Consider the following 26,208-nt stretch of genomic DNA (forward strand, 5'->3'; position numbering starts at 1 on the left):
AGGAGAAAGGGGCGAACTCTATGGCTGATAAAGTCGTACAATCTCTACCGCAAAACACACCTACTGGCAAGGATGAATTGGGTAAGATTGAGGTTGCACCTGAAGTCATTGAAGTTATTGCGGGAATTGCCACGACAGAAGTGGAAGGTGTCTCTAAAACAAGAGGTAATTTTGCCACTGGTGTCGTAGAAAAATTCGGTAAAAAAGTTCATGGTAAAGGGATCAAAACGGAGTGGACAGAAGAAGGCTTGATTGTGGATGTCTATTGCTTTGTGCAATATGGAGTATCTGTAGCGAAAGTAGCAAAACAAGTTCAAATTCAAATCCGAGAAGCGATCGCTAATATGACATCACACGCAACAAAAGAAGTGAATGTACATATTACGGGTATTCAATTTGACCAATTGAACGACGCAAAAGCTGAATAATGATTGAAAAAGATGTCTTAAAAGTGGGTAAAATAGCTTTTAAGGCATTTTTTTGTTTGTTGATTTTGTGTTGCTGAGAAATGGTTTTATCCCGTGTTAACGAGCAGTAAGACATCCATCTCAAGGTTTAGAGAGAGGCAAGAAAGATAGGGGGATCAACTGTCGCATGCGCCCGATTGGTTCAGCTAACCATCAGTGGGGGATGAAGAAAACCCCCACTGATGGAAGCAATGTTGTGGATAGAAACTATTAAGACATCATACAGCATAAGAAGTGTTGCTGGATGGCTTTGTATGTTAGGAATGTCAAGTTATTAGAGAACATTTTTTCTGACTTTTCAAAACTTATAACAATTCATGCGGTCCGGGCTATTTTGTGTTAGAATAAAAATACTTGTGAACAATTGAAACACTTCGCATAATGGACCTTTTGTGATGATTTTTGCTATTTTTCAACATTTAGCATTTCGCGATGTCCCAATGTAGTAGAATAAAGGAGAACAAATTAAGATGAAGCGACGAGAAGCGCGTGAGAAAGCATTACAAACACTTTTTCAACTAGAAAATACAGAGTTAACCATTCAAGAAGCAATGGAACACGTGATGGAAGAACAAACGGATGAATTTTATGAAAAACTGGTATCTGGTACGGTTCAACATCAATCAGAAATCGATGCTGCATTAGCAGAAAAATTAGAAAATTGGTCATTCGACCGTATAGCGAAAATTGAACGTACAATTTTGCGCTTAGCGGCTTATGAATTGATGTATACACTTGAAACACCAAAAAGTGTTGTTCTTAACGAAGCCATTGAACTAAGTAAAACATTTGGTGATGACAAATCAAGTAAATTTGTCAATGGTGTATTATCAAAATTTGCATAACAATCGAAAAAAGCTGAATTTGGGAGTGTTAACAAGATGTTAGGAAAACTGATTAACGGTAAAGAAATTGGCAATACAATTCGACAATCCATTCAACAAGAAGTGAATGCTTTAAAAGAACAAGGTATTACTCCAGGTCTAGCAGTTATTTTAGTAGGTGACGATCCTGCTTCACGTACGTATGTTTCCAACAAACAGAAATCATGTGAAAAAATGGGGATCTATTCAGAGCTCATTAAGCTTTCCGCAGATGTTACAGAAGAAACATTGTTACAACAAATTGAGCAACTAAACGCAAACCCGGCAATCGATGGCATCTTAGTTCAATTGCCACTTCCAAAACATATCGATGAACAAAAAGTGATTGCTACGATTTCTCCAGAGAAAGATGTCGATGGCTTCCATCCTATCAGTGTGGGTAAAATGTTATTAGGACAACCTACGTTTTTACCTTGTACACCATTTGGCGTTATGAAACTGTTAGAATATACGAATGTTGATATTGCAGGTAAACATGCTGTCGTAGTGGGCCGTAGTCATATCGTCGGCGTTCCTATGGGACAACTTTTACTGCAAAAAGATGCAACAGTTACATATTGCCATTCTAAAACTCCTGATTTAAAAGCGATTACAAAACAAGCTGATATTCTAGTGGTAGCTACAGGTCGTGCAAAAATGATCGGGGCTGATCATGTGAAAGATGGAGCAGTTGTTATTGATGTCGGTATGGACAGAGACGAAAATGGTAAACTATGTGGAGATGTAGACTTCGATGCAGTCATCGATAAAGTATCAGCCATCACCCCTGTTCCTGGCGGTGTAGGTCCAATGACTATTACTATGTTGTTATTTAATACATTGCAATCTGCTAAAAACAAGCTATCATAAGACAAATGGTTACAAAGCAGGTAAAATAGTAACGTCAAGGGCTGTTTTTCTAGCGAAAGACAGCCTTATTAAATGATAGAGTGGCTCGATTGGAAGCTGAATAGTAGTAAACATGGATAAGTTTTGTCCAGGCGTATAGTAACCGCTATATATCAAACGCTAAAAGGCGTATAGATAAGGAGTCTGAGATTTTGACAAGCACACCTTATTTAACCGTTCAAGCATTGACAAAATATATTAAAAAGAAATTTGATGTAGATCCCTACTTAAGAAATGTATATGTAAAAGGGGAACTTTCAAATGTAAAACATCATATAGGCTCAGGTCATATTTATTTCACCTTGAAAGACGAGAAAACACAGATAAAAGCTGTTATGTTTGCATCATATGCTAGGCAACTCAAATTCAAACCTGAAAGTGGAATGAAGGTACTGATCAAAGGTGATGTCAATGTTTATGAGGGTGGAGGGCAATATCAACTGTATGCACAGGTAATGGAACCAGATGGACTCGGTAGCTTATATTTAGCGTTCGAACAGTTAAAAGAAAAACTTCAAAAAGAAGGTCTTTTTTCGGATCAGTATAAGAAACCAATTCCAGCATTTCCTAGAAAGGTTGCAGTGGTAACTGCTACAACAGGTGCAGCTATACGAGATATTTGCACCACGATCAAACAAAATTATAAACTAACAGATATCATTATTTTTCCTGCTCTTGTCCAGGGGGAGCATGCGGCAAAAAGTATTGTAAAAGCGATCGAACAGGCAAATCGTACGCCTGAAATCGATACACTAATCGTCGCGCGTGGTGGTGGCTCTATTGAAGATTTATGGGCATTTAATGAGGAGATTGTAGCGAGAGCTATATTTAATAGCGTAGTTCCTGTTATAAGCGGGGTAGGTCATGAAACGGATACAACCATTTCTGACTTAGTAGCTGATGTAAGAGCGGCTACACCAACAGCAGCAGCTAAACGTGCTGTGCCAAGTAGCGAAGAGTTAGCCAAGTACTTGCTCACTAGAAAAGCTCAATTATTCCAATTGGCACAAGCCCGGATCAAACAGGAAAAAGCAAAATTAGAGCGCTTACAAAAATCCTATCCACTCGCTTATCCTGATCGACTATATCGACCTTTTATAGAAAAAATATCGAGGATGGATGAACGATTACATCAAAGTATTTTAGATTATCTAAAGCATCAAAAACTTTTGATGACTCAAATGGACCATCGTTTGCAGCTTCGCTCCCCATTGCAACAACTTCGTTATGAAAAAACAAGAGTAGAAAATAACGAAAAATCCTTAAAAAAAGCAGTGCTGCAACAACTCAATCGAAGAAACGATGAATTTCATTCTGTTATTCGAACATTGGAAGCACTGAATCCTTTAGCCATTATGACACGAGGCTATAGCCTTACTTACCATAATGGGAAAGTTATCAAATCGATTCAAGAAGTGAAGGAACATGATGAAGTGGAGTTCCATCTCCAAGATGGGAAAGCAACAGCAACCGTTACATCGATTACAGTGGAAGATAAAATGAAACTTTAATCAGTGGGGTTTTTCATCCTTACTGAAATAGAGGAATTTAAGTGAAAAGAGCCAATTCTTGTGGCAATACTTGAGTGACTAACATCTTGTTGGCTCGAAACAATCGGGCGCATTGGTAGTTGATCTCCCTCCTAACTTTTTTACTTTCGCTGAATTTTGAGGTGGGAATAATACTGCCCGTTAATGAGGGATATAAGGGGGAGTAATAGATGACGACTAAAAAGCAAACTTTTGCAACATCGATCAATGATCTTGAAGAAATTGTGCAACAGCTTGAACAAGGCGATGTACCATTAGAAGATGCCATTGAATTATACAAAAAAGGAATGAAATTATCTCAGTTCTGTCATGAACAATTGACAAAAGCTGAAGAACAACTTGTTTCCGTTATGGATGAAAACGGAAATGAACAACCGTTTGAACCAACAGGAGAAGAGGGAAAAGGGAAATGACGCAACCATTAAAGTCTTTCATGAATGCCAATATTCCAGTTATTGAAAAACGTATCAATGATCTTGTTAAAGAAATTACAGCACCAGAAATATTAAAAGAAGCAATGCTCTACTCATTAAATGCAGGTGGTAAACGAGTTCGTCCATTATTTGTATTAGCTGTTATGGACCATTTCAATGTCAAAGATGATGCAGCTTATACTGTAGGTGCTGTCATTGAAATGATTCATACCTATTCATTGATTCATGATGATCTACCAAGTATGGACAATGACGACTATCGCCGTGGCAAACTAACCAATCATAAAGTGTATGGGGATGCTTTTGCCACACTAGCAGGAGATGCGTTAAATACGATTGCGTTTGGTATTTTAGCGCGTATGGAACAAGTTGATGCTGGAAAACGTTTAGAACTTATAGATAAGCTTAGTGTAGCAGCAGGTGCTGAAGGAATGGTAGGAGGACAGATTCTCGATATCGAAGGCGAAACGAAAAAGCTGACATTAGAAGAATTAGAAGAAGTACATGTCCATAAAACAGGGGCGATACTTCGATTCAGTATTGAATCTGGCGCTATTTTGGCGGGTGCTTCTGATGAAGAAAAGGCTATTTTAGTCGAATACGCACATCATATTGGTCTATGCTTCCAAATCCAAGATGATATTTTGGATATAGTTGGTACTACAGAGCAATTAGGAAAAACAGCGGGTAAAGATGTTGCAAGTGATAAAAGTACTTACCCAGCACTTCTTACACTAGATGGAGCCAAAGAAAAACTTCATGTACACTATGAATTAGCTATTAAAGCATTAGAAAAATTGCCATCTGAAAGTAAGTTATTAAAAGAATTTGCCGAATATATTGTTCTTCGCAACAAATAGCAACTCTTTTAATTTTGTGCAATTGTTTATCACTGCTATAATGATAAAAACAATGCGCGATGAATCTATAATGAAAAGGTGTGTGATGGCGATGGATTTGAATAATATATCTAGTCCATCCTTCTTAAAAGAATTAAATACAAAACAACTTCGTGATTTGAGCTATGATATTCGCAAATTTTTAATCGAAAAATGCTCAAACACGGGTGGCCATATTGGACCCAATCTAGGAGTTGTTGAGCTGACAATCGCACTGCATCGTGCTTTTAATAGTCCAAAAGATAAGCTTTTATTTGACGTGGGGCATCAAGCCTACGTTCATAAAATTTTAACAGGTCGTGCATCTGAGTTTGATACACTTCGCCAATACAAGGGATTGTCCGGTTTTCCAAAACGTATTGAAAGCGAACATGATGTTTGGGAAACAGGACACAGTTCAACATCTCTTTCTGCGGCTATGGGAATGGCTGCAGCACGTGATGTAAAAGGTGAACATCATTATATCGTTCCAATCATCGGCGATGGTGCTTTAACAGGTGGTATGGCTCTTGAAGCACTGAATCATATTGGACACGAAAAAACGAATATGATCGTGATTTTAAATGATAACGAAATGTCCATCGCGCCAAATGTTGGGGCTGTCCATAATATTCTAGGTCGTCTTCGTACTGCAAGTCCATATAATAGAGTAAAAGACGATTTAGAAATGTTGCTCAAGAAAATACCAGCAGTAGGTGGCAAATTGGCTGCTACAGCTGAACGTGTTAAGGATAGCCTAAAATATTTACTCGTATCCGGTATCTTCTTTGAAGAATTGGGTTTCACTTATCTCGGTCCGATTGACGGTCATAATTTTGAGATGCTGGAGGAAACTTTACAAAACGCTAAAAAAATTCAAGGGCCTGTTATCATCCATGTTGTAACGAAAAAAGGGAAGGGCTACTTGCCAGCTGAAAACGATACCATTGGTACATGGCATGGAACAGGTCCGTATAAAATTGAAACTGGCGACTTTGTGAAATCAACAACATCAGCACCTGGATGGTCTAAATTGATTGCAGATACGGTTACTCGGATCGCGCGTGAAGATGATCGTGTTGTGGCTATCACACCAGCAATGCCTGTAGGTTCCAAATTGGAGGGATTTGCAAAAGAGTTCCCCAATCGTTTTTATGATGTTGGGATTGCAGAACAACATGCGGCAACAATGGCTGCAGGAATGGCTGCTTCGGGAATAAAACCTTTTTTAGCGATTTATTCTACATTTTTACAGCGTGCCTATGATCAAATGTTGCATGATATTTGTCGACAAAATTTAAATGTATTCATCGGTATTGATCGTGCCGGACTTGTCGGTGCGGATGGTGAAACACATCAAGGGGTATTTGATATTGCTTTTTTACGTCATATGCCGAATATCGTCATTATGATGCCAAAAGATGAAAATGAAGGCCAACATATGGTCAAAACAGCATTAGATTATGAGGATGGTCCGATCGCACTGCGTTATCCCCGTGGAAATGGCTTAGGTGTACCGATGGATAAGGAACTACATGATATTCCAATCGGCACATGGGAAGTGCTGCAAGAGGGAGTCGATGCGGCGATTGTTACATTTGGAACAACCATTCCTTTAGCAAAAAATGCTGCCAATATTTTATCAGCAAAGGGCATCCAAACAGAGATTATCAATGCACGTTTTATCAAACCTATGGATGAAAAAATGCTGCATCGACTAATGCAAAGTGGAAAGCCAATCTTAACCATTGAAGAAGCAATGCTTGAAGGTGGATTTGGGAGTGCTGTGTTAGAATTCGCAAATGACCATGGCTATTCAACCGATAGGATTGCTCGAATGGGCATTCCAGATATCTTTGTGGAACATGGCAGTGTGGATTTATTGCTTCGTGATTTGCATATTACGGATGAAGAAGCCGTCAATCGCATCGAAAGATTAATTGCCAAAAAATCTAAAAAACAAGCAGGTTTAAAAGCATAATGACAACAAAGATTCCAAAAGAACGCGTGGATGTATTACTTGTTCAGCGTGGCTTATGCGAGACGAGAGAAAAAGCGAAGCGTACGATTATGGCGGGGCAAGTATTCTCAAAGGAAGTCCGTATTGATAAGGCAGGGGAGAAAATCCCTGTTGATAGTGAATTGACCATTAAAGGACATCAGCTACCCTATGTAAGCCGCGGTGGTTTAAAACTAGAAAAAGCGTTGAAAGTATTCGATGTAGATGTCACAGGAAAGCTAATGCTAGATATCGGTTCCTCAACGGGCGGTTTTACGGATTGTGCATTGCAAAATGGTGCAAAACATTGTTATGCACTTGATGTCGGCTCCAATCAGTTAGCTTGGAAAATACGTTCTGATGAGCGAGTAACTGTGATGGAAAAGACTAATTTTCGATATGTGACAGCACCCGATTTAGTAGAAGGATTACCTGATTTTGCGACGATCGATGTATCCTTCATATCTTTAGAATTAATATTACCTGTTCTGAAAACTCTTCTTTTACCCGGCGGAGATGTGGTTGCATTAGTGAAGCCACAGTTTGAGGCGGGAAAAGAAAAAGTAGGGAAAAAAGGAGTAGTCCGCGAGGCAAAAACTCACTTAGAAGTATTGGAAAAAATTGCGACATTCTCTGAATCCATCGGTTTTATCGTTAAAGATGCATCGTATTCACCTATTACAGGTGGCGAAGGGAATATTGAGTTTTTATTTCACCTTTATAACCCAAGAGCAGGAGAAGAAATCAAGTCTTACACAGATTTCGCTTCATTAGTAAAAGAAGCACATCAACAGTTGGAATAACGCGATCCGTGCTTTGTCGGATCGTGTTTTTTCTTGTTAAAATAAAGAAAAAATGATACGTTATAAACAAATGGGCATAAATATACAAAGAGGTGAAAGCAATTGAATAAAAGCCAACGACATATTAGAATCCGCGATATGATTGCTAATAATGAGATCGAAACACAAGATGACTTGGTCGATATGTTAAAAGATGCAGGTTATCACGTTACACAAGCAACGATTTCCCGTGATATAAAAGAGCTGCATCTTATTAAAGTGCCACTCCAAGATGGAAGATATAAATATAGCTTACCAGCAGATCAACGTTTTAATCCAATCCAAAAATTACATCGTGTATTAGCTGACGCCTTTGTATCCATAGATGGGACTAGCCATATGCTTGTGATGAAAACATTGCCAGGAAACGCACATGCTATTGGATCATTATTAGATCATTTGGATTGGGAAGAAATTCTTGGAACCATTTGTGGCGATGACACGATTCTAATCATTTGCCGAGAAGAATCAGAGCGTGAAAAGATTAAAAATCGTTTACTTGAAATGCTATAATGAGAGCTTAAGCGAGGTGAGCTAGTTATGTTAAAAGAGCTATCCATTAAAAATTTCGCGATTATAGAAGAGCTAACCGTAGCTTTCCAAGATGGATTAACCGTCTTAACTGGAGAAACAGGTGCAGGTAAATCCATTATTATTGATGCTGTTCAGCTTTTAGCTGGTGGACGTGGTTCCCAAGAGTTTGTTCGACATGGTGCAAAGAAAGCGGAATTAGAGGGCCTTTTTACATTGACCTCTGAAAATCATCCGGCATATGAAAAGTGTGAAAATGCCGGGATTGAAATCGAGGAAGATCTAATTATCTTGCGCCGTGATCTAAATGACAATGGTAAAAGTGTATGTCGTGTAAATGGAAAACTGGTACCATTGTCTCTATTACGCGAAATCGGTGCGACATTGATCGATATACATGGACAACATGAAACCCAAGAATTGATGGATGATCGGCAACACATTCATTTATTAGACCAATTTGCAGGAGAACAAATAGAAGCCGTTCAAGAAAAGTATTTCAAGCAATTCAACGATTATAATACGCTAAAAAAAGAATTGGCTGCTATTTCTGTGAATGAACAGCAAGTGGCTCAAAAAATAGATCTTTATCAATTTCAGATGAAAGAAATTGATGCATGCCAATTCCGTGAAGATGAAGAAGAGGATTTGACAGAAGAACGTCGTCGGCTCATGAATTTCAACAAAATATTTGAATGCTCGAATACGGCACATGAAGCGATTTTAGGCGAGTCGAAAGGGCTTGACTGGATTGGACGTGCAATGTCTGAGTTAGAGGATGTAGCAACTATCGATACGACCTTTAAAGAATATTCAGAAGCCGTTTCAAATGCTTTTTACAATCTTCAAGAGGCAGCCTTTGGGATAAAGAATATTTTGGACGATTTAGAATTTGATCCAGAACGTTTGAACGAAGTAGAGCATCGTTTGGCCCTTATTCAATCGATGAAAAGAAAATATGGATCCACTTTAAAAGAAATTTTAGCGTATCGTGCAAAAATCGGCGAAGAATTGGAATCCTTATTTAATAGAGATGAAAATATTCAAAAAAATGAACAACAGCTCATTGAACTTCGAAAAAAACTTCAGTCAACAGCTTCAAAATTGACAGCTGTTCGCAAAAAAGTTGGCAATCAATTGTCTAATGCTATTATGCAACAGTTACGGGAATTATATATGGAAAAAGCGAAATTTAGTGTTCATTTTGAAACATTGCCTGAAGGTCAATTCGATCATGATGGAGTAGATAAAATTATCTTTTATATTGCAACGAATGTTGGGGAACCACCTAAACCTCTCACGAAAATTGCTTCGGGTGGGGAACTCTCTAGAATTATGCTGGCACTAAAAACCATTTTCTCTACGACGAATGGCATTACTTCTATTATTTTTGATGAGGTGGATACAGGTGTTAGTGGCAGAGTGGCGCAGGCAATTGCTGATAAGATCGCGGCCATTTCTGTTCATTCACAAGTATTATGTATTTCTCATTTACCTCAAGTTGCAGCAATGGCAGATCATCATTATCATATTCAAAAACAAGAGGATACCAATCGAACCTTTACGTCATTAACGGAAATTTTTGGCGATGATCGAATTGATGAGATCAGTCGCATCATGTCAGGAGCAGAAGTCACAGAATTGACATTCAGACATGCAAAAGAATTGATTGAAATTGCTGAACAACGAAAAAGATGTTTAGTTTAAGTATGTATCACTTGTTTAAAATTTTTGGTGGAAAATTAAAACATCTTGCAAATTTTGTGAGATGTTTTTTTATACATTCAAACGGTAGACAAATATTTACCTTTCATAACAATTCGATTTGAAGCCATCATAAATGAAAAGGAGGTGACATATGCGAAATGCGAAGCGCTCTTTTTTGAGCTTATTTATTTTACTTGTCGTTTTTGGATCATGGACGACAATTGCAAGCGCAGCCAAGAAAGTAATCCCAATGGGAGACTCAATAGGTGTTGAATTGCAATTGTCAGACATTACGGTTTCAAATGATGTGTTACTACAAGATGGAAATTGGCTCAAAAGAGGAGATATTGTTGAAAAAGTCAATAATACTTCAGTGGAAAAATTGGAAAACATTCATCAAATTATAAAAACATCCTCAAAGGAATCCCTAATTTTAACAATAGGCAGAGATGCTGAAGACAAAAAAGTCAACGTGAAAAAAGAAGAAATGACATCTGTTATGAATTTTCTTCGCGATGAGACAGATGGAATCGGTACGCTAACCTTTTTAGATCCTGATACGAAACAATATGGTGCGTTAGGTCATCAAATCGTCGATCAAATATTACAAAAGCCACCACAATTCAATCAGGGTTCCATTTTCTATGCAAAAATCGAACATATTAAGAAGAGTACTCCTGGAGAACCAGGGTATAAAATCTCTGCGGTTGAAAATGATAAAGGTCAAATCGGCAGTATCGTTTCCAATAGTGTGTATGGGATATTTGGCAAATGGCAAAAATCTATACAACCATCATTGCCAAAAGCGATAGAAGTTATGCAACCTTCTGATATAAAAAAGGGGCCTGCCAAATTATTAACAACGATTTCAGGTAAAAAAGTGGAGTCGTTTGATGTGAACATAACAAAGGTGAATGATAAAAGCTTCCAAATTGAAATAACAGACCCTGTATTAAAAGAAAAAACCGGCGGTATTTTACAAGGAATGAGTGGAAGCCCCATCATCCAAGGCGGGCACTTCGCAGGTGCTGTAACACATATGTATATTGAAAGTCCAGAAAAAGGAGCAGCACTCCCTATTACAGAGATGCTCAAAAATCAACCTGCTTAAAATAAATATAAGACGGTCAAAAAATAGCCGTTATAAAAAATAAGCAACCACACTCCCCAAAAGCAAAATCCACCCATCTCGGGTGGATTTTTTAGATCTGTACCAATTTTTGTTTGCTTATACTTATAGAGGATTTCATTTCATTTTCAAAAAGCGATAGAATTTCACCCTCAAGACTCGAGTAAAGGGTAGATGTGACGATCAATTGCTCAATAGGTTTAAAACTAACATCTAGTGAGGGGAGGGACCAAGAAAATCTTCATTAGGTAAAGTTGTACTTTAAAGTTCGATATTTGTGGGGTTTTAAAATAGTTATTCAACTGTTTTCTTCGAGCATTCTTTTTCTTTGGATTATTTGTTACAATTAACATGTAAATAATATATACATTTTTGTCGAATTTGAAGAAATTTCTATTACAACATACTCATTTTTTTAAATTTGGAAGGGCTTGACTTAAAGTTGTCGAATAATCCCATTTGTATCAAAAGTGTGTCTACATTTAGAGTAAACTCAGATTTTGATCTTGATTTAGGAAGTGCATGATAAAGGAGGAAGTCGAATGGAGAAAGTCAAAGTTGCAATTGTGGATGATAATAGTGAACTGGTAAAAATGATGGGAGAATATTTATTAAATCATGGAGAGATTGAGGTAATTAGTACAGCAACAAATGGTAAACAATGTTTGAAAATGTTAGAAGAGCATGTACCAGATGTTCTGTTATTAGATATTATTATGCCACATCTTGATGGATTAGCAGTTCTTGAAACGATGCATGAAAATCCCCAATTTAGTAATGTCCAAGTCATTATGCTAACCGCTTTTGGCCAAGAAGATGTCATGAAACAAGCAGTTGAACTAGGTGCTTCTTACTTTATATTAAAACCATTTGAATTTGACCGTTTAGCATTAAAAATTTTACAATGTGCTGGTAAAAAAGTTGAAAAACAAAAACGTGTCAGTATCTTACAAGGTTCCAAACCACAAAAATTGGATCAACGTCAGCTAGATGCGACCATCACAGCCATTATCAAAGAAATTGGCGTACCTGCTCACATTAAGGGATATGCGTATCTCCGTGAAGCCATCCAAATGGTCTATCTTGATGTAGAATTACTGGGTTCTATCACAAAGGTTCTATATCCGGACATCGCCAAAAAATTTGATACCACACCTTCAAGAGTAGAGCGTGCCATTCGCCATGCCATCGAAGTCGCATGGAATCGTGGAAACTACGAATCTATCTCGAAAATGTTCGGCTACACCGTTCATCATCTAAAATCAAAACCGACTAATTCAGAATTCATCGCCATGATCGCGGATAAGATTCGGATTGAGATGGTTGCGGTTTAGAGCCTTGAGATATAAGGGTTGAAAGTGATTAATCATAATTTGCATACTGAACTCATAACCACCAATAAATCACTTTTTGAGCCTATAATTAACTAAAAAAGAATGTGTTACTTTAAGCACATTTCCATTTATTGAGTTTGCAAAAAATTCAACAAGTGGAGGTGTGCTTTTTTGCGTTCGATTGAAAATAAGATTACTGAAATTGAATTACAACTCGATTCATTTATGCTGTATTGTGATTCAAAACAATTGTCTAAAAAAACATTAAAAAGCTATCAGCAGTCATTGACATTATTCATTCGTTATTGAAAGCAAGAATTGAATATTGACAATGCTGCAAAAGTTAAATCATCACATATTAGACATTACATTACGGGAGAGAGGTAAATATACGGTCACAAATTTTAGCTAACAAAAAAGATGAGGTTATATCACGTTATAAAAAATAAGCAAATAAAAAAAGGTTAAGTGATTACAGTCACTTTCCCTCTCGTATATTATGTTTAGGCCCTTTTTTAAGAGCCCCTAATTTCCTACTTTCCTGTGATTAATTATTCAAATCCCTTGGGTGTCCCGAGATATTTCTAGATAATGAGAATAGGATCATTTGGGACAATTCTTTTTCCCCCTGTGGACTTAACCACATTGAATAGACTGTTTCTCAGTGTACGTGCGGTGCTTCCTACTCGCAGGCTGTTCTCCCTGAATCTCGAACCTAGAGGATAGTAGCTCTAGGGCGGCTTTCGAATCAGGGCAAGTTCTGATACACGAGGTTGCTGGTCGGCGTTCACACTAGAGATATCTCAGGGCATCCAAGAAACGCACCCATGATTCTAATTAGAAAGGAGGGGGCAACCCATGAAATTATTTGTTGGTTTAGATATTAGTTCTTTTGATATGAAAGTTTGTATTTTGAGCGATGAAGGTGAAAAGCTTACATCCTTTACCGTCTCTAACGATCTTCCAGGTGCCATCCAACTGCGTGATCGTATTCTAGATTGCACCATGGTCAAAAATGTTCAAGCCTTAAAAATAGGATTAGAATCTACATCCGTTTATAGTTTTCACCCATCCATGTTTTTGCATAACGATGAATCACTCAAAAGCCTTGGCGCTAAGGTTTTTGTCATAAATCCCAAACAGATTGCCAACTTTAAAAAAAGCTATTCGGATATGGATAAGACGGATGAAATGGATGCTTTTGTCATAGCTGACTATCTTCGTTTTGGGCGTCATTCCATGTCTGTGGTCAAGGAAGAACAGTATATTGCCTTACAACAATTGACTCGTTCCCGTTACCAACTCATTCATCAAGTGACTAAAGAAAAACAACATTTCTTACAACACTTAAGTTTTAAATGTAATACCTTTTCTCAGGAGGTGGATTCATCCGTTTTCGGGAACGCCATGATGGAAATGTTCTCAGAAAAATTTAGCTTGGATGAACTAGCACAAATGCCATTAGAAGATTTGGCCGGTTTCCTTCAGGAAAAAGGAAAAAACCGTTTCAATGACGCTGAATGTGTAGCAAAATCCATCCAAAAGGCCGTCCGTTCTTCGTATCGCCTAGATAAGGTAGTCGAAGATTCCATCGACGTTCTCCTTGGTACTTCCATTGAAGTGATTAGAACACTTCAAAAACAAGTCAAGGAGATTGAAAAGGCAATCGAGCGCATCATGGCTGGCTTAGAAGAGTCCCAGACTCTTCAATCCATCCCTGGTGTGGGACCTGTATTCACAGCCGGTATTATCGCTGAAATCGGGCAAATTGACCGTTTTGAAGACGAAACGAAAATAGCCAAATATGCAGGTCTGTACTGGCGAAAATATCAATCTGGACGCTTTACTGCGGATGATACTTCCCTTTCGCGCAACGGAAATCAATACCTAAGATATTACTTAGTTGAAGCCGCCAACTCCGTAAGAAGGTATATTCCTGAGTATCAAGAATACTACGCGAAGAAATACAAAGAAGTACCGAAACATCAGCACAAAAGGGCACTCGTTCTAACCGCAAGAAAATTTGTGCGTTTGGTCGATGCGCTACTACGCAATCACCAAATTTACACGCCGAAAAGGGGGCGTAAATATATGACGCATATGCGTTAATAAAATCCCTTTTATTAATTCCAGTAAATTCCAAAACGTTACTGGTCTAGTTTGGTATTGCCTTTTTTCAGATTTTTAATCCTTGATAACCAAATAACAAATCATTTTGTGCTTGACATATTACCACAGGTCTATAACTGAATAAAACTAACACTAATCGCACAACAAGCATAAGTGTTTATGTAGCTACTTTATTAACATTTTAAAAAAATGAGGTCAAGTAGCTGTGTTAAATTTGCACTTTTTTAGTGTAGTTCATCTAGGTTGCCCATTAACTGGACGTTAAACAAAACTGGTCAAGTTATGTTATGACTTAGCTACTGCAATAAATAAGTCTAGCGTACAATACGAGCATTTTCTCATTCATGCTAATGTCTGGATGGTGCTAACTACCAATTTGAAAGGGTAGGAGTGGAAAGTCTGAATGGCTACGGTCATTGTAGGACAAGTCATAGAGTATATGTTTAGTGAGTTTCTCGATAGAATAGCTATTTACTTGTACACGCACAATCGCTTATATAAGACATATACAAACTTTCGGGGGGCAGAAGTAGAAAGTAGACTTGTTAAGATGGAAATCTTGCAACTGAATGAGAGCATGCAATACTCACAATACACTGTGACGCTTTATGCTATGAGTTGTCTGTCTTTGTTTCTACGATTCTATTTTTTAGTTTTGTAGAAACAAGGCAGACAAACTTCGCATCAAGTCTACAATTTCTATTTAGCTTTATGACAAATTGATACAAAAATACTGTATAATGTACTTATAAAATTAATTAAAAAGAGGAGTTTATTATGAACAACGAAGAACAATGGTTAGAGTTTTCAGATGACAATTGGGAAAATGAAGATGCTGAATCAGAATTCTTAGAAGATGATATTGATGAATTATTAAATGATATTGATGAGTTTTTAGAAGATGAATTAAAAAATGATTCAAGTAAAGCCGTACAAGTGGCCACTAACGTTTTTATGAGTACGTGGTAAAAACTAATGTTGATAACGATGAAAAAATGAAGATGCCTTTGGTTGAATTAGTAAAGGAGAAAAGATAATGGATAACAAGTCAGCGGTTAAATCAGGAATCGGATTTGGTTCGGTCTTAGCTATTACGATTTCGTGGAGCGTACATCATTCAGTATTGTGGGCTATTTTTCAGGGTATTTTTGGTTGGTTGTATGTAATTTATTATGTCATAACGAGATAGATTATATTTATGATCCGGATTCTACATTAATTGATTCAAATAACGATGAAAAACCATTAAAAGCAAAAGTACAGGTTAGTGATAATCTGAAAGGTTTCATCATAACAGATGACTATAATAATGAAGAGTCGAAAGAATATGTATTTAAAAATATTGAGAGCGTACCCATCAAAGCAGGTATAGGTTTAGATAAAAAAGGTGAAATTTATGGTGTTAGTATTATTCACAACAAAGCGATAGACAAGGTTCATATAAAGTATAGCTATCTCGGTATTTTATTTGCAAAAACAGTGCCTTTTGACAAATAGGCAGGGCTCTCAATTAGAAAGTCAACTATCGAGATGGCTTAGAAAGAGTTTGGGATATAGCTTTACACAGAATTTATAATTGATAAGCTTAATATGGTTGTTTATTGCAAAATAAAAGTACAGAGGTTTGCGAGAAATTTGTGCAGAACTCAACTGCATAAAAAAAGGCTTGCCAGCCCCATAATAATTCCCTACTGTATTGATTGAGAGACCACAACAGTAGGAGGACATGAAAGGATGCTAGCGATGCCTGAAGTAAATTATATCAAACATTTAAGAGAAGAAGAAGATTTATCTATAAACGAGATTGCAAGAAAAACTGGTTGTAATTGGAGGACTGTTAAAAAATACGCAGATGGAGAAAGTTTTCAAGAAACACTCAAGTTCACTAAAAGAGGAATGATGTATGAGGAGGGGTTCGGAGAAATTGTTGACTGTTGGCTTGAGGAGGACATGAAACTCAAGAGAAAAGACCGAAGAACTAGCAAGAAGATCCATGAAGAACTTAGAAACAACCATGATTTTAAAGGTTCGTATCGGACCGTATGCGAATATATCCAACACCGAAAGCCCCAACTCAAAGCAGCCAAGGTTGAAAGACATGAGCGTTTAGAACACCCTCCGGGTGAAGCACAAGTGGACTTCGGAAACATGACTGTGGTAAAAGACGGAGCGTATAAAGATGTCAAAGCCCTAATCTTGAGTTTTCCACATAGTAATGCTGGATTTAGCTACCCTCTTCCAAGCGAAAATACGGAGTGTTTCCTTGAAGGGCTAAAGGAGTTGTTTCACCAGGCTGGAGGGGTCCCAACCTATCTACGTATTGATAACTTGTCTGCGGCAGTAATTTCAATTGGCAAAGGGGACAAACGGACCTACACTGACGCATTTTTGAGATTCAAGTGCCATTATGGTTTTGAAGTGCAGCCATGTAATCCGTCAAGCGGGCATGAGAAAGGAAATGTGGAAAAGAAGGTTGGTTATACAAGGAATAATCTATTTACAACAGCACCGATAATGAAGAGTTTTCCACAATTAGCGGACTGGTTGAAGGAGGAAATGGAAAAGGATCGGCAACGCCTCCACTATGAAAAAAATGTGTTGATTGATGAGTTGTGGAAAGAGGATAAAAAACATTTGAAAGCCTTGCCTTTAACGGATCTTCCGATTTATTCTGTAAAATCCACAAAGGTTAATAAATATGGGGAAATTGAAGTTGACGGTAAAAAAATTGTTATCCACAAAGCGAAAATGAAACAAGGATTGGTCCTCAAAATGGAATGGGATCGATTCACCTGTTTTACGAATGGCGGAGAAATTGTTTACCAGGAAGACCGCCCTTATATGAATACAACAAGAGCGATACCATGGAATGATATTTTAATAGATTGGGAGAAGAAGCCCCGGTCTGTCAAGTATTCACGATTCTTTAAATATTTGCCTGAGAGGGTTCAAGCGTATCTGACGATACACCCGGAAGAAACCCGAGCAAGGGTTAAAGGTATAAAGAAACTATTAGAGAAGCATACACTAGATGATATTCACTCCTCTCTGGAAACAGAAGAACGGCTTGAAAGAGCTCCACATGAACTGGGGTATATCCTAGAAGCTAAGGAAGCTGCTTATCCAGAAAAATTAACCGAAGTACACACACCTGAGATTTTGCTTAACTACGAAACAGATTTGCACACTTATGATAAAAAACTTTGTCCTTCCTTGGAAGGAGGTGTTTCCTGATGAACGATTTAAAGGCCATTTGTAAAACACTCCACCTTGCCCATATTATCGAGGAATTTGAGGAGATACCTTTTGAAAGCAAAGAACAGTTTTTACGTGATATTCTATCGATTGAAGTCAATTCCAGACAAACCACCAAAATCGCTAGACTGATAAAAAAGGCTAAATTTAGAGAGCTTAAATGGCTTAGGGATTATGAATGGTCCGACCAGCTGCACTTACCAGCAACAACCTCGAAAGAGGAAATCTGTGACCTCCGTTTTATAAAGAAAAAACAGAATCTTCTACTTTTAGGAACGCCAGGCACTGGGAAAACTCATCTAGGAACGGCTTTAGGTGTTAAGGCATGTGAACTGGGATTTGAGGTCCGTTTCTTTAGGGTGGCTGATTTGGTGGGACAATTAGAAGAAGCGATGAAAGAAGGCACCTTGCAGAGATTAAAACGACAGATTGAGAAGTGCGATTTGCTTATACTGGATGAATTGGGATACGTTCCTTTTCAAAAGCAAGGATCGGAATTATTGTTTCACATTATTGCAGACTGTTACGAGCATAAAAGTGTGATTGTAACCTCCAATTTGGAGTTTGGTCAGTGGAATCGGGTTTTTGGGGATAACCGTCTAACTTCCGCCCTTGTGGACAGACTAGTTCACCACGCGCATGTCATAGCGTTCACAGGGGAAAGCTACCGGTTGAAAAATGCCTTATCCTCCGTAAAAACGGATACTGGGATTTAATGTAAAAGAAAAGCTGCAAGCCTATGTAAATTTCTCTGCAATTTTCTGCACTTTTTGCTTGCAAAAAACAAATATGGTGTTGGTTAATAGCGTCTGCCTTTGCAATTTGGATGATTGTTGGAGGAGACGCTTTTTGTATAAAATGATCGATTTGAAGTTGTGAGTTCTAGCACATAATTCTTTCTAACAGTCTTTAGCTTGTCGGAATAATAGTGTTAAAAGAGAAAATAAGAATATATTAGGTTTGTTGATTGGTGAAATTAAGGAAAATATACCGTGTGATCGGAAAAAAACCCCTCTATTTTTTATTCCGTTTTGATAGATTGGGGGGATTAACCCAGAGAAGTTCATTTAAAGTCACGAAGAAGAGCGAGCAATCCACAGCGGAAATTAGTTCATTACTTAAGTCTTAAAATTGGGTAGTGGGCATGCTTGACTATAGAAATAGTATACAATAGGCCTCAAGTAATGATCAATTATTCGAGAAAAGTAAATTAGGTAAAAAGGATTAATGATGTTAGTCTATTTTCATAGAAAATAGATCATAAAAAAATCAATAGTTTTAATATGGTTCAAAATACATACATATATTTGAAATTTACTATATTATCATAATTACAATAGTGAAATCTTCATAAAATTATTTCTCTCTTATATGTAAATAAATATTAAATTTTTAGCAATTTTTCAGTAAAATGTTTTACATTTATCGATTTTTAGATAGAATGATTATATAGAATACCGTTGATTAATGTTTATAAGACAATGTTTAATCAATATTTGCTCAGAATGGATATCATTTTTTTATAATATTAGCTAAATTTACCTAAAAATATTACGATAATATAATTATACATAATTACACATAAAATGATTGGAAGGATGAATGATTGTGCAAATCTTTGAAAATGATCACATACAGTTAATAGAAGACCAATCGATTGTGTATATCGAACTGAAAAAGGAAGGTTTCACTCTTAAGGATTTTGATCGAATCTTGAAGAAAAATCCACGGATTAAGTTAACGAGTTTTGCCAATCTACGTAAAGCATTAAATGGAGAATCGGGAGAACGAGTAGAAATAGGTTCTTGGTTACCTCCAATAGAAATTGTTGTTTCAAGAGATCGAATGTTGGCTACTATGTATATCAATGATGATCCTGCAAAGATTTTCAATGATGAGGAAATGATGAACAAGCAGATTAGAGAAATAGCAGCAAATGTTGGAGTTAAGTTCGGTATCCATACTTTAACCTTGGATGATGTAAAATCAGGTAAACCAGTGACTGTAGCATCTGGTCTGCCCCCAAAAAGTGGTCAAGATGCTAAAGTAAACTATTTAGAAATACCAGACAGAAAGCCTCAAATTTTGTCGGATGGTCGTGCAGACTATTTTGATATGAATTTTATCTTTGAAATCGAACAAGATGCATGGTTAGGAGAAAAAATCCCAGCACAACCCGGTACGCCAGGAAAAAATGTTTTAGGTGAGGTTATTCTGGCAACAGATGGAAAAGATGTCGCGCTCAATTATGATTCCGCTTCCATTTATGAACAAGAAGAAGACGGTAAGCTTGTGATAAAAGCTAAGAATGGTGGAGTATTAGAGAATAAAAATGGTAAATTATCTATTCATAAGCATATTCAAGTGAAAAATGATGTAGGAGTAGAAACAGGAAATCTAACTTTTGATGGATCAATCACCATTAGCGGTACAGTCGTTGCAGGATATTCTATTGTGGCTTCCGGAGATATCTCAATTGAAGACGTTGAAGGGGTAACTGGAGCCAAACTTATCGAATCTAAGTTTGGTGATGTCTATATTCGTGGTGGAATTTTTGGCAATAGCGAAACAGTTGTCCGAGCTGGTGGCAATATTTACGTAAAACATACGAATGATAGTACGCTTCATGCATTAAAAGATATTTTTATAGATTCCTATTCATTAGGCTCCAATCTGAAAGCACAAAATGTTTACGTTAACGAACAAAATGGCAAAATTATCGGAGGGTATGTGGAAGCTACACACTCTATCCATACCGCGATATCAGGCAATCGCTTAGAAAGAAAGACTGCACTTGTCATCACATTGCCAGATCGTAAAGACAGTGCGAAAGTGATTATAGATAAACAAGATAAGATCATTCATCTTGAAAAGGAAATTGCAGATTTGGATGCGAAGGTATTTCCTGTCAAACCATTTTTAGAAAAGTTGAACGAAATTCAACGTCAAACGTATGATGATACTGTTGAAAAGATTCATCAAAAAGAAACTGAGTTAAAACAGTTGGAGAGGGAAGTCGATGAAATTGTTCAACAAATAAGAAATATGGGGGATGAAAAGATCAGTATTACGAAAGAAGCGTTTCCTGGGACTTACATTCAGATTGGAAAAAAATCTACAACATTGACGAAAGTAACTTGCGGAGACTTTCTATTGGAGAATGGTGAACTGAATGTTTAGACCACTTGTTTTTGCACATCGAGGGGCATCCGCTTATGCGCTTGAAAATTCGATTGATGCATTTAATTTAGCACTCGAATTACAGGCAGATGGCATAGAACTTGATATACAAACAACAAAAGATCATATTCCAATAGTTGTTCATGATTATAATTTGAGAAGACTAACTGGAAGAAATGCACTCGTTTCTAATTTGACATTAGAAGAGATTGAATTGTTAAAGGTTGGAAAAATATTCATCCGAAAGTTTAGAGGTCCGAGAATTTTAACATTCGATGAATTTCTATCATGGTATAGCAAGCATAAAATACCACTAAATGTTGAGCTGAAAGAATCCTTTTTAAAAGATGATGAAGCATTAAAATTTACAGTAGAAAAATGCAAAGATATTGCTGGATTGCATTTTTCTTCATTTCATTCGGAATTACTGGAAAAAGTAAAGAAAATAGCATCTAATATTGAAACGGCATTGATCGCGACTAAATTTCTGAATTGGGATAGGTTAGATCAATTGCCTTTTATTGATACAATCCATGCCAATAAATCTCGTTATTATAAAGAAAGATATTTAGATGCATGTTTATCTCAAAGAAAAAAATGCCGCTTTTATAATATAAATGGAAATGAATCGTATATTGCATCACCGCATAAGGCTGTAGTTGGATGGATTACAGATTATCCGGAAATTGTACGATCCGTGCAGGAGAGAGCATCTTCTGAATACTAATTTATCCTGTATGAATAGGCAGTAAGCATTGGGTATTGAAGTATATATGTGAGAAAAGGTTTGCATTTTTATCTAAATCTTGCATGATGGAATGGATTCAATTATATAAACAGTAAAAAACGCAAGGGTTGTGAATCCTTGCGTTTTTTTACACCATCATTATTCTTTTTTCTTAGAGTACTTTGGGGCAATTCTTCCATTTTTACGATCTCGATTTAATAAGTATCCAGCGAAAAATCCAAATCCTAATAGAAATAACACGATCCCAATCACAAATTGCATCCATAAATAAGGGATGGGATCAACTAATTTGGCAAAAAACGTATCGCGTATTAATTTGATCCCAATAGCAGCCATAATAGCAGGTATGGCTAATATGATAAAAGCTATAAAACGACCCATTTCGTTCAACTCCTCTAATCTTCTTTATTCTCATGTCTAATGCATAGATTGTCAAGAGTAGAAACATTCGTTACTATAATATCCATCAATATATGAAAATACTTGCACATAAGAATTACGGATGTTTCAACGTTATCTACATATTCCAGCTCATAATGAGGGGGCATCCAAAAATTCGAAGAAAACTTTGAATACTCATGGTACATTAGAAGAAAAAATGAACGACTTTGAAAAACAAATCATCGGACGAGCATTAGAAAGTTGCTAACATAATAAAACGAAAGCAGCAAAATGCTTCATATCTCGATTTGAAATTAATATTATAAATTAGAAAAATATGGTATTGGATAAAATGACATGCTAAATCATGCAGATCCTGCAAAATATTACATGTTTTTTGAAAAAGAATATGCTAAAAGAAAACGGTATGTTAGGAGTTATCTAGCATACTGTTTTTTATATGAATTCTACAAAAGAGCTTACTTCAATAGGTGGCAAGATGAATGTGATTTTAATCGCCGTTCAAATAGGTTTGAGTTTGAATATTCGTATTTAAAAAATAAAGATTTATCTGATAACAGGCACGTTGATTATCCAATTTTATCCATAAAGTATTTATTCGCCCTTTGAGACAATTTATTTGCTCTCTCAGAGATTTTATTTGCTCTTTCAAAAGATTTATTTGCTCTCTCAGAGATTTTATTCGCTCTTTCAAAAGATTTATTCGCTCTCTCAGGGATTTTATTCGCTCTCTCAAAGACTTTATTCGCTCTTTCCGCAGGACATTGGATTGTTTTTTTATCGAATATGTGCTACACAAAAGGAACAAGCAAGCCGCAGCGAAGATCTATATAAATGGTCCAAAAAATACAGGTTTTCTCAAAAATTACGCCACAGACGACCTAATTTTTGTCAAATCAACACGCGTGATCTGATAAGCCAAATTGACTTTTTCATTTCATAAGGTGGATTAGAAAAGGAGTTTCATCCAGTTCGTACATGATGTACTGAATCTTGATGTTAAGAAAGGACATGAGGTTGTTAGCAGGATTTTTATATCCTTTTTTACTTTTGGCACGCTTCTTGCATCTAATAAAAGTGACAGGAAATTTTGGCAGCCAGAAAATGTGATTCAGTTCACTAAGGGGGATATGTAATTGGAAATTTTTAAGTATATGGAAAAGTATGATTATGAACAAATTGTCATCTGTCAGGATGGAACTTCGGGTTTAAAGGCGATCATTGCTATCCATGATACAACATTGGGGCAGCGCTTGGGGGTACGAGAATGTGGACATATGCATCTGAAGAGGATGCAATGGAAGATGCATTACGTTTAGCACGTGGGATGACTTATAAAAATGCCGCAGCAGGTTTAAATCTAGGTGGTGGAAAAACAGTTATTATCGGAGATCCCTTCAAAGACAAAAATGAGGAAATGTTTCGGTCACTTGGACGGTTCATCCAAGGCTTGAATGGTCGCTATATTACAGCAGAGGATGTTGGTACTACAGTTGCCGATATGGATTTGATCCATGAGGAAACAGATTATGTTACAGGTATTTCTCCAGCATTCGGGTCATCGGGCAATCCTTCTCCTGTCACAGCATATGGTGTATATGTAGGGATGAAGGCCGCTGCAAAAGAAGCGTTTGGTAGTGATAGCTTGAAAGGGAAAAAAGTAGCTGTCCAAGGTCTTGGAAACGTTGCCTATACATTATGTAGCTATTTATATAAAGAAGGGGCAAAATTGGTTGTCACAGACATAAATAAGGAAGCGGTCAAAAGAGTGGTAGACGAATTCAGTGCAGTAGCAGTTGATCCCAATGATATTTATAAACAAGAGGTTGATATTTTTTCACCATGTGCATTAGGGGCTATTATCAACGACCAAACCATTTCACAACTGAAAGCAAAGGTGATTGCAGGGTCTGCCAACAATCAGCTTCAGCATTCTAAACATGGTCAAATGATACATGAAGCCGGATTCATTTACGCGCCCGACTATGTCATTAATGCTGGTGGTGTGATAAATGTAGCAGATGAACTTTCTGGCTACAATCGTGAGCGTGCGATGAAAAGAGTAGAAGGAATTTATGATAGCATCACAAAAATATTTGAAATCTCGAAAGACGAAGGCATTCCAACCTATTTGGCTGCCAATCGATTAGCAGAAAATAGGATTAATCGAATTTCAAAATCACGAAGTACATTTTTGCGAAATGATAAGAATATTCTATCAAATCGCTAAAAGAAAAGTAGATTCAGGTGAAATGACTTTTTCAATATTTGTGATATAATTTAGTACCAGGTAATAAAAAATAAAACTGTCATATTCAATAAAATTTTATTTTTAGAATATGACAGTTATCACATTTTATAAATTATATTTAATGGTATAAATAATATAGACTTTAAAAATAGGAGAGTGTTCTTATGGCTAAGAATTATGACCTTGTCATAGTAGGTGGAGGCCCAGGAGGCTATGTTGCTGCAATTCGTGCTGCACAACTTGGTCTTTCGACTGCCATTGTGGAACAAAGTAAACTAGGGGGCACATGTTTACATAAGGGTTGTATTCCGAGTAAAGCTTTGCTACGCAGTGCAGAAGTTTATCGGACAACAAAAGAGCAAGCTCATACATTTGGTGTGGAAGTTCAAAATGTTACATTTAATTTTGAACAGGCTCAAAAACGGAAAAATGACATTATCGATCAATTGCATAAGGGTATTCAAGGGTTGATGAAAAAAGGGAAAATCGATGTATTTGAAGGGTATGGAAGAATTTTAGGCCCATCCATTTTTTCACCAATGTCTGGTACGATTTCTGTTGAATTTGATGATGATCGTGATAATGAAATGCTGATTCCTAAAAATGTTATTATTGCAACAGGATCAAGACCAAGAACTTTAAAAGGGCTGATACCTGATGGTAGTCGGCTACTATCTTCAGATGATTTAATGACACTACAACAATTGCCAAAATCATTGCTGATTGTAGGGGGCGGTGTGATTGGGATCGAATGGGCGTCTTTGCTGCATGATTTTGGAGTAGAAGTGACCATTGTTGAATATTCCAATACGATTTTGCCAACAGAGGATCAAGATATTCAAAAGGCCATGACGGCATCATTTAAAAAGCGAGGCATTCAAATTATTACGAATGCTCATATACTTCCAGAAACACTTCAAGATAAGCAAGGCTATATTGAAATATCTGCTGAGGTGGATGGGAAACAGCAACAATTTTCTGCGGAGAAAATATTATTATCGGTCGGTAGACAGGCTAATATTGAGAACATAGGTCTTGAAAATACAGATATCGAGGTTAATAGAGGTTTTATCGAAGTCAATCCTCATTATCAAACAAAGGAATCTCATATATACGCTATCGGGGATGTGATTGGAGGCTTGCAACTTGCTCATGTCGCCTCTCATGAAGGGATACATGCAGTAGAACATATTGCAGGGCTCAATCCGGAGACCATCGAATCTCATAAAATAGCTCGTTGTATTTATGGAAATCCAGAAGTTGCTAGTATCGGATTAACAGAAAAACAAGCGAGAGAACAAGAAATCGAAATAGCCGTTGGAAAATTTCCATTTGCAGCTATCGGGAAAGCCCTTGTATTTGGTGAAAAAGAAGGCTTTGTGAAAATCATTGCCGATAAAAAAACGGATGATATTGTCGGTGTGCATATCATGGGAGCTCATGCAACGGAACTTATTTCTGAAGCGAGTCTTGCAATGTTGGTAGATGCGACGCCATGGGAAATGTCGGCACATATTCACCCACATCCATCATTATCAGAAGCTATAGGAGAAGCGGCTTTAGCTGTTGAAGGAAAAGCGATTCATCAGTAAAGGAGAG

23 protein-coding genes and 1 pseudogene are annotated in these 26,208 nt (G+C 37.0%); 23 read left to right on the forward strand and 1 reads right to left on the reverse strand.

Going from position 1 to position 26,208, the window contains the following annotated elements:
* The first annotated feature begins 20 nt into the window (after nucleotides 1–20).
* The 21 genes from FEZ13_RS02675 (at nucleotide 21) to FEZ13_RS02765 (ending at nucleotide 21,935) form a co-directional block, all read left to right on the forward strand.
* Entirely contained in the window at nucleotides 21–428 is a 408-nt protein-coding gene (locus tag FEZ13_RS02675) for an Asp23/Gls24 family envelope stress response protein (RefSeq protein WP_146548351.1), read from the forward strand.
* A gap of 509 nt (nucleotides 429–937) precedes the next feature.
* The gene (gene nusB / locus FEZ13_RS02680; RefSeq protein ID WP_146548352.1) at nucleotides 938–1,312 is read left to right on the forward strand and encodes a transcription antitermination factor NusB; all 375 of its coding nucleotides are present in this window, start codon (nucleotides 938–940) and stop codon (nucleotides 1,310–1,312) included.
* 36 nt (nucleotides 1,313–1,348) lie between these two features.
* Nucleotides 1,349–2,200, forward strand: a complete 852-nt coding sequence (gene folD / locus FEZ13_RS02685; protein ID WP_146548353.1) for a bifunctional methylenetetrahydrofolate dehydrogenase/methenyltetrahydrofolate cyclohydrolase FolD — start codon at nucleotides 1,349–1,351, stop codon at nucleotides 2,198–2,200.
* Between the two features lie 191 nt (nucleotides 2,201–2,391).
* Nucleotides 2,392–3,750 carry an exodeoxyribonuclease VII large subunit gene (gene xseA, locus FEZ13_RS02690; protein ID WP_146551354.1) on the forward strand — a complete coding sequence of 453 codons (1,359 nt, stop codon included), beginning with the start codon at nucleotides 2,392–2,394 and terminating at the stop codon, nucleotides 3,748–3,750.
* A gap of 209 nt (nucleotides 3,751–3,959) precedes the next feature.
* A complete protein-coding gene (locus FEZ13_RS02695) occupies nucleotides 3,960–4,202 on the forward strand; it encodes an exodeoxyribonuclease VII small subunit (RefSeq protein WP_146548356.1) in 243 nt (80 codons plus the stop codon).
* Complete coding sequence (locus FEZ13_RS02700; protein WP_146551355.1) at nucleotides 4,199–5,083, forward strand: polyprenyl synthetase family protein; 885 nt, start codon at nucleotides 4,199–4,201, stop codon at nucleotides 5,081–5,083. The genes FEZ13_RS02695 and FEZ13_RS02700 overlap by 4 nt, the downstream gene beginning before the upstream one ends.
* A 91-nt stretch (nucleotides 5,084–5,174) precedes the next feature.
* Nucleotides 5,175–7,082, forward strand: coding sequence for a 1-deoxy-D-xylulose-5-phosphate synthase (gene dxs / locus FEZ13_RS02705; RefSeq protein WP_146551356.1), 1,908 nt, complete (start codon nucleotides 5,175–5,177; stop codon nucleotides 7,080–7,082).
* Nucleotides 7,082–7,903 carry a TlyA family RNA methyltransferase gene (locus FEZ13_RS02710; RefSeq protein WP_146551357.1) on the forward strand — a complete coding sequence of 274 codons (822 nt, stop codon included), beginning with the start codon at nucleotides 7,082–7,084 and terminating at the stop codon, nucleotides 7,901–7,903. The genes dxs and FEZ13_RS02710 overlap by 1 nt, the downstream gene beginning before the upstream one ends.
* A gap of 102 nt (nucleotides 7,904–8,005) precedes the next feature.
* Nucleotides 8,006–8,455 carry a transcriptional regulator AhrC/ArgR gene (gene ahrC / locus FEZ13_RS02715; RefSeq protein WP_146551358.1) on the forward strand — a complete coding sequence of 150 codons (450 nt, stop codon included), beginning with the start codon at nucleotides 8,006–8,008 and terminating at the stop codon, nucleotides 8,453–8,455.
* A gap of 27 nt (nucleotides 8,456–8,482) precedes the next feature.
* A complete protein-coding gene (gene recN, locus FEZ13_RS02720; protein ID WP_146551359.1) occupies nucleotides 8,483–10,180 on the forward strand; it encodes a DNA repair protein RecN in 1,698 nt (565 codons plus the stop codon).
* A 151-nt stretch (nucleotides 10,181–10,331) separates the two neighbouring features.
* On the forward strand, nucleotides 10,332–11,291 hold the full coding sequence (locus FEZ13_RS02725) for a SpoIVB peptidase S55 domain-containing protein (protein ID WP_146548362.1): 960 nt from the start codon (nucleotides 10,332–10,334) through the stop codon (nucleotides 11,289–11,291).
* A 560-nt stretch (nucleotides 11,292–11,851) separates the two neighbouring features.
* Nucleotides 11,852–12,643, forward strand: a complete 792-nt coding sequence (gene spo0A / locus FEZ13_RS02730) for a sporulation transcription factor Spo0A (RefSeq protein ID WP_146551360.1) — start codon at nucleotides 11,852–11,854, stop codon at nucleotides 12,641–12,643.
* A 171-nt stretch (nucleotides 12,644–12,814) separates the two neighbouring features.
* Nucleotides 12,815–12,952, forward strand: coding sequence for a hypothetical protein (locus FEZ13_RS19285; RefSeq protein ID WP_186725736.1), 138 nt, complete (start codon nucleotides 12,815–12,817; stop codon nucleotides 12,950–12,952).
* Nucleotides 12,953–13,501: 549 nt separating this feature from the next.
* A complete protein-coding gene (locus tag FEZ13_RS02735) occupies nucleotides 13,502–14,752 on the forward strand; it encodes an IS110 family RNA-guided transposase (RefSeq protein ID WP_146551361.1) in 1,251 nt (416 codons plus the stop codon).
* Nucleotides 14,753–15,550: 798 nt separating this feature from the next.
* Entirely contained in the window at nucleotides 15,551–15,742 is a 192-nt protein-coding gene (locus tag FEZ13_RS02740; RefSeq protein ID WP_146551362.1) for a hypothetical protein, read from the forward strand.
* Between the two features lie 67 nt (nucleotides 15,743–15,809).
* A complete protein-coding gene (locus FEZ13_RS19290) occupies nucleotides 15,810–15,962 on the forward strand; it encodes a hypothetical protein (RefSeq protein ID WP_186725737.1) in 153 nt (50 codons plus the stop codon).
* On the forward strand, nucleotides 15,926–16,270 hold the full coding sequence (locus FEZ13_RS02745) for a hypothetical protein (protein ID WP_146551363.1): 345 nt from the start codon (nucleotides 15,926–15,928) through the stop codon (nucleotides 16,268–16,270). Before FEZ13_RS19290 ends, FEZ13_RS02745 begins: the two co-directional genes overlap by 37 nt.
* Before the next feature lie 237 nt (nucleotides 16,271–16,507).
* A complete protein-coding gene (gene istA, locus FEZ13_RS02750) occupies nucleotides 16,508–18,007 on the forward strand; it encodes an IS21 family transposase (protein WP_146551364.1) in 1,500 nt (499 codons plus the stop codon).
* Nucleotides 18,007–18,744 (forward strand): IS21-like element helper ATPase IstB, encoded by a 738-nt coding sequence (gene istB / locus FEZ13_RS02755; protein ID WP_370467591.1) that lies wholly within the window; start codon nucleotides 18,007–18,009, stop codon nucleotides 18,742–18,744. Before istA ends, istB begins: the two co-directional genes overlap by 1 nt.
* An 892-nt stretch (nucleotides 18,745–19,636) precedes the next feature.
* The gene (locus tag FEZ13_RS02760; RefSeq protein WP_186725738.1) at nucleotides 19,637–21,208 is read left to right on the forward strand and encodes a flagellar assembly protein A; all 1,572 of its coding nucleotides are present in this window, start codon (nucleotides 19,637–19,639) and stop codon (nucleotides 21,206–21,208) included.
* Nucleotides 21,201–21,935 (forward strand): glycerophosphodiester phosphodiesterase, encoded by a 735-nt coding sequence (locus FEZ13_RS02765; RefSeq protein WP_146551366.1) that lies wholly within the window; start codon nucleotides 21,201–21,203, stop codon nucleotides 21,933–21,935. Before FEZ13_RS02760 ends, FEZ13_RS02765 begins: the two co-directional genes overlap by 8 nt.
* A gap of 159 nt (nucleotides 21,936–22,094) precedes the next feature.
* Here the strand turns inward: FEZ13_RS02765 and FEZ13_RS02770 are convergent, their stop codons facing one another.
* Complete coding sequence (locus FEZ13_RS02770) at nucleotides 22,095–22,337, reverse strand: DUF2627 domain-containing protein (RefSeq protein ID WP_146548387.1); 243 nt, start codon at nucleotides 22,335–22,337, stop codon at nucleotides 22,095–22,097.
* 1,157 nt (nucleotides 22,338–23,494) lie between these two features.
* Here FEZ13_RS02770 and FEZ13_RS02775 point away from each other — a divergent pair.
* Together FEZ13_RS02775 and lpdA are read left to right on the forward strand one after the other, a co-directional pair.
* Nucleotides 23,495–24,588 (forward strand): annotated as a pseudogene (locus tag FEZ13_RS02775) (Leu/Phe/Val dehydrogenase).
* A 185-nt stretch (nucleotides 24,589–24,773) separates the two neighbouring features.
* Entirely contained in the window at nucleotides 24,774–26,201 is a 1,428-nt protein-coding gene (lpdA, locus tag FEZ13_RS02780; protein ID WP_146551367.1) for a dihydrolipoyl dehydrogenase, read from the forward strand.
* The last annotated feature ends 7 nt before the right edge of the window (nucleotides 26,202–26,208 follow it).

Source organism: Rummeliibacillus sp. SL167, assembly GCF_007896505.1.
In the GTDB taxonomy this organism is placed as follows: Bacteria; Bacillota; Bacilli; order Bacillales_A; family Planococcaceae; genus Rummeliibacillus; species Rummeliibacillus suwonensis.

Coding starts and splice junctions, on each gene's coding strand:
- FEZ13_RS02675 (WP_146548351.1), top strand. CDS start 21: ATGGCTGATAAAGTCGTACAATCTCTACCGCAAAACACACCTACTGGC.
- nusB (WP_146548352.1), top strand. CDS start 938: ATGAAGCGACGAGAAGCGCGTGAGAAAGCATTACAAACACTTTTTCAA.
- folD (WP_146548353.1), top strand. CDS start 1,349: ATGTTAGGAAAACTGATTAACGGTAAAGAAATTGGCAATACAATTCGA.
- FEZ13_RS02695 (WP_146548356.1), top strand. CDS start 3,960: ATGACGACTAAAAAGCAAACTTTTGCAACATCGATCAATGATCTTGAA.
- FEZ13_RS02700 (WP_146551355.1), top strand. CDS start 4,199: ATGACGCAACCATTAAAGTCTTTCATGAATGCCAATATTCCAGTTATT.
- dxs (WP_146551356.1), top strand. CDS start 5,175: ATGGATTTGAATAATATATCTAGTCCATCCTTCTTAAAAGAATTAAAT.
- FEZ13_RS02710 (WP_146551357.1), top strand. CDS start 7,082: ATGACAACAAAGATTCCAAAAGAACGCGTGGATGTATTACTTGTTCAG.
- recN (WP_146551359.1), top strand. CDS start 8,483: ATGTTAAAAGAGCTATCCATTAAAAATTTCGCGATTATAGAAGAGCTA.
- FEZ13_RS02725 (WP_146548362.1), top strand. CDS start 10,332: ATGCGAAATGCGAAGCGCTCTTTTTTGAGCTTATTTATTTTACTTGTC.
- spo0A (WP_146551360.1), top strand. CDS start 11,852: ATGGAGAAAGTCAAAGTTGCAATTGTGGATGATAATAGTGAACTGGTA.
- FEZ13_RS02735 (WP_146551361.1), top strand. CDS start 13,502: ATGAAATTATTTGTTGGTTTAGATATTAGTTCTTTTGATATGAAAGTT.
- FEZ13_RS02740 (WP_146551362.1), top strand. CDS start 15,551: ATGAACAACGAAGAACAATGGTTAGAGTTTTCAGATGACAATTGGGAA.
- FEZ13_RS19290 (WP_186725737.1), top strand. CDS start 15,810: ATGGATAACAAGTCAGCGGTTAAATCAGGAATCGGATTTGGTTCGGTC.
- istA (WP_146551364.1), top strand. CDS start 16,508: ATGCTAGCGATGCCTGAAGTAAATTATATCAAACATTTAAGAGAAGAA.
- istB (WP_370467591.1), top strand. CDS start 18,007: ATGAACGATTTAAAGGCCATTTGTAAAACACTCCACCTTGCCCATATT.
- FEZ13_RS02765 (WP_146551366.1), top strand. CDS start 21,201: ATGTTTAGACCACTTGTTTTTGCACATCGAGGGGCATCCGCTTATGCG.
- FEZ13_RS02770 (WP_146548387.1), bottom strand. CDS start 22,337: ATGGGTCGTTTTATAGCTTTTATCATATTAGCCATACCTGCTATTATG.
- lpdA (WP_146551367.1), top strand. CDS start 24,774: ATGGCTAAGAATTATGACCTTGTCATAGTAGGTGGAGGCCCAGGAGGC.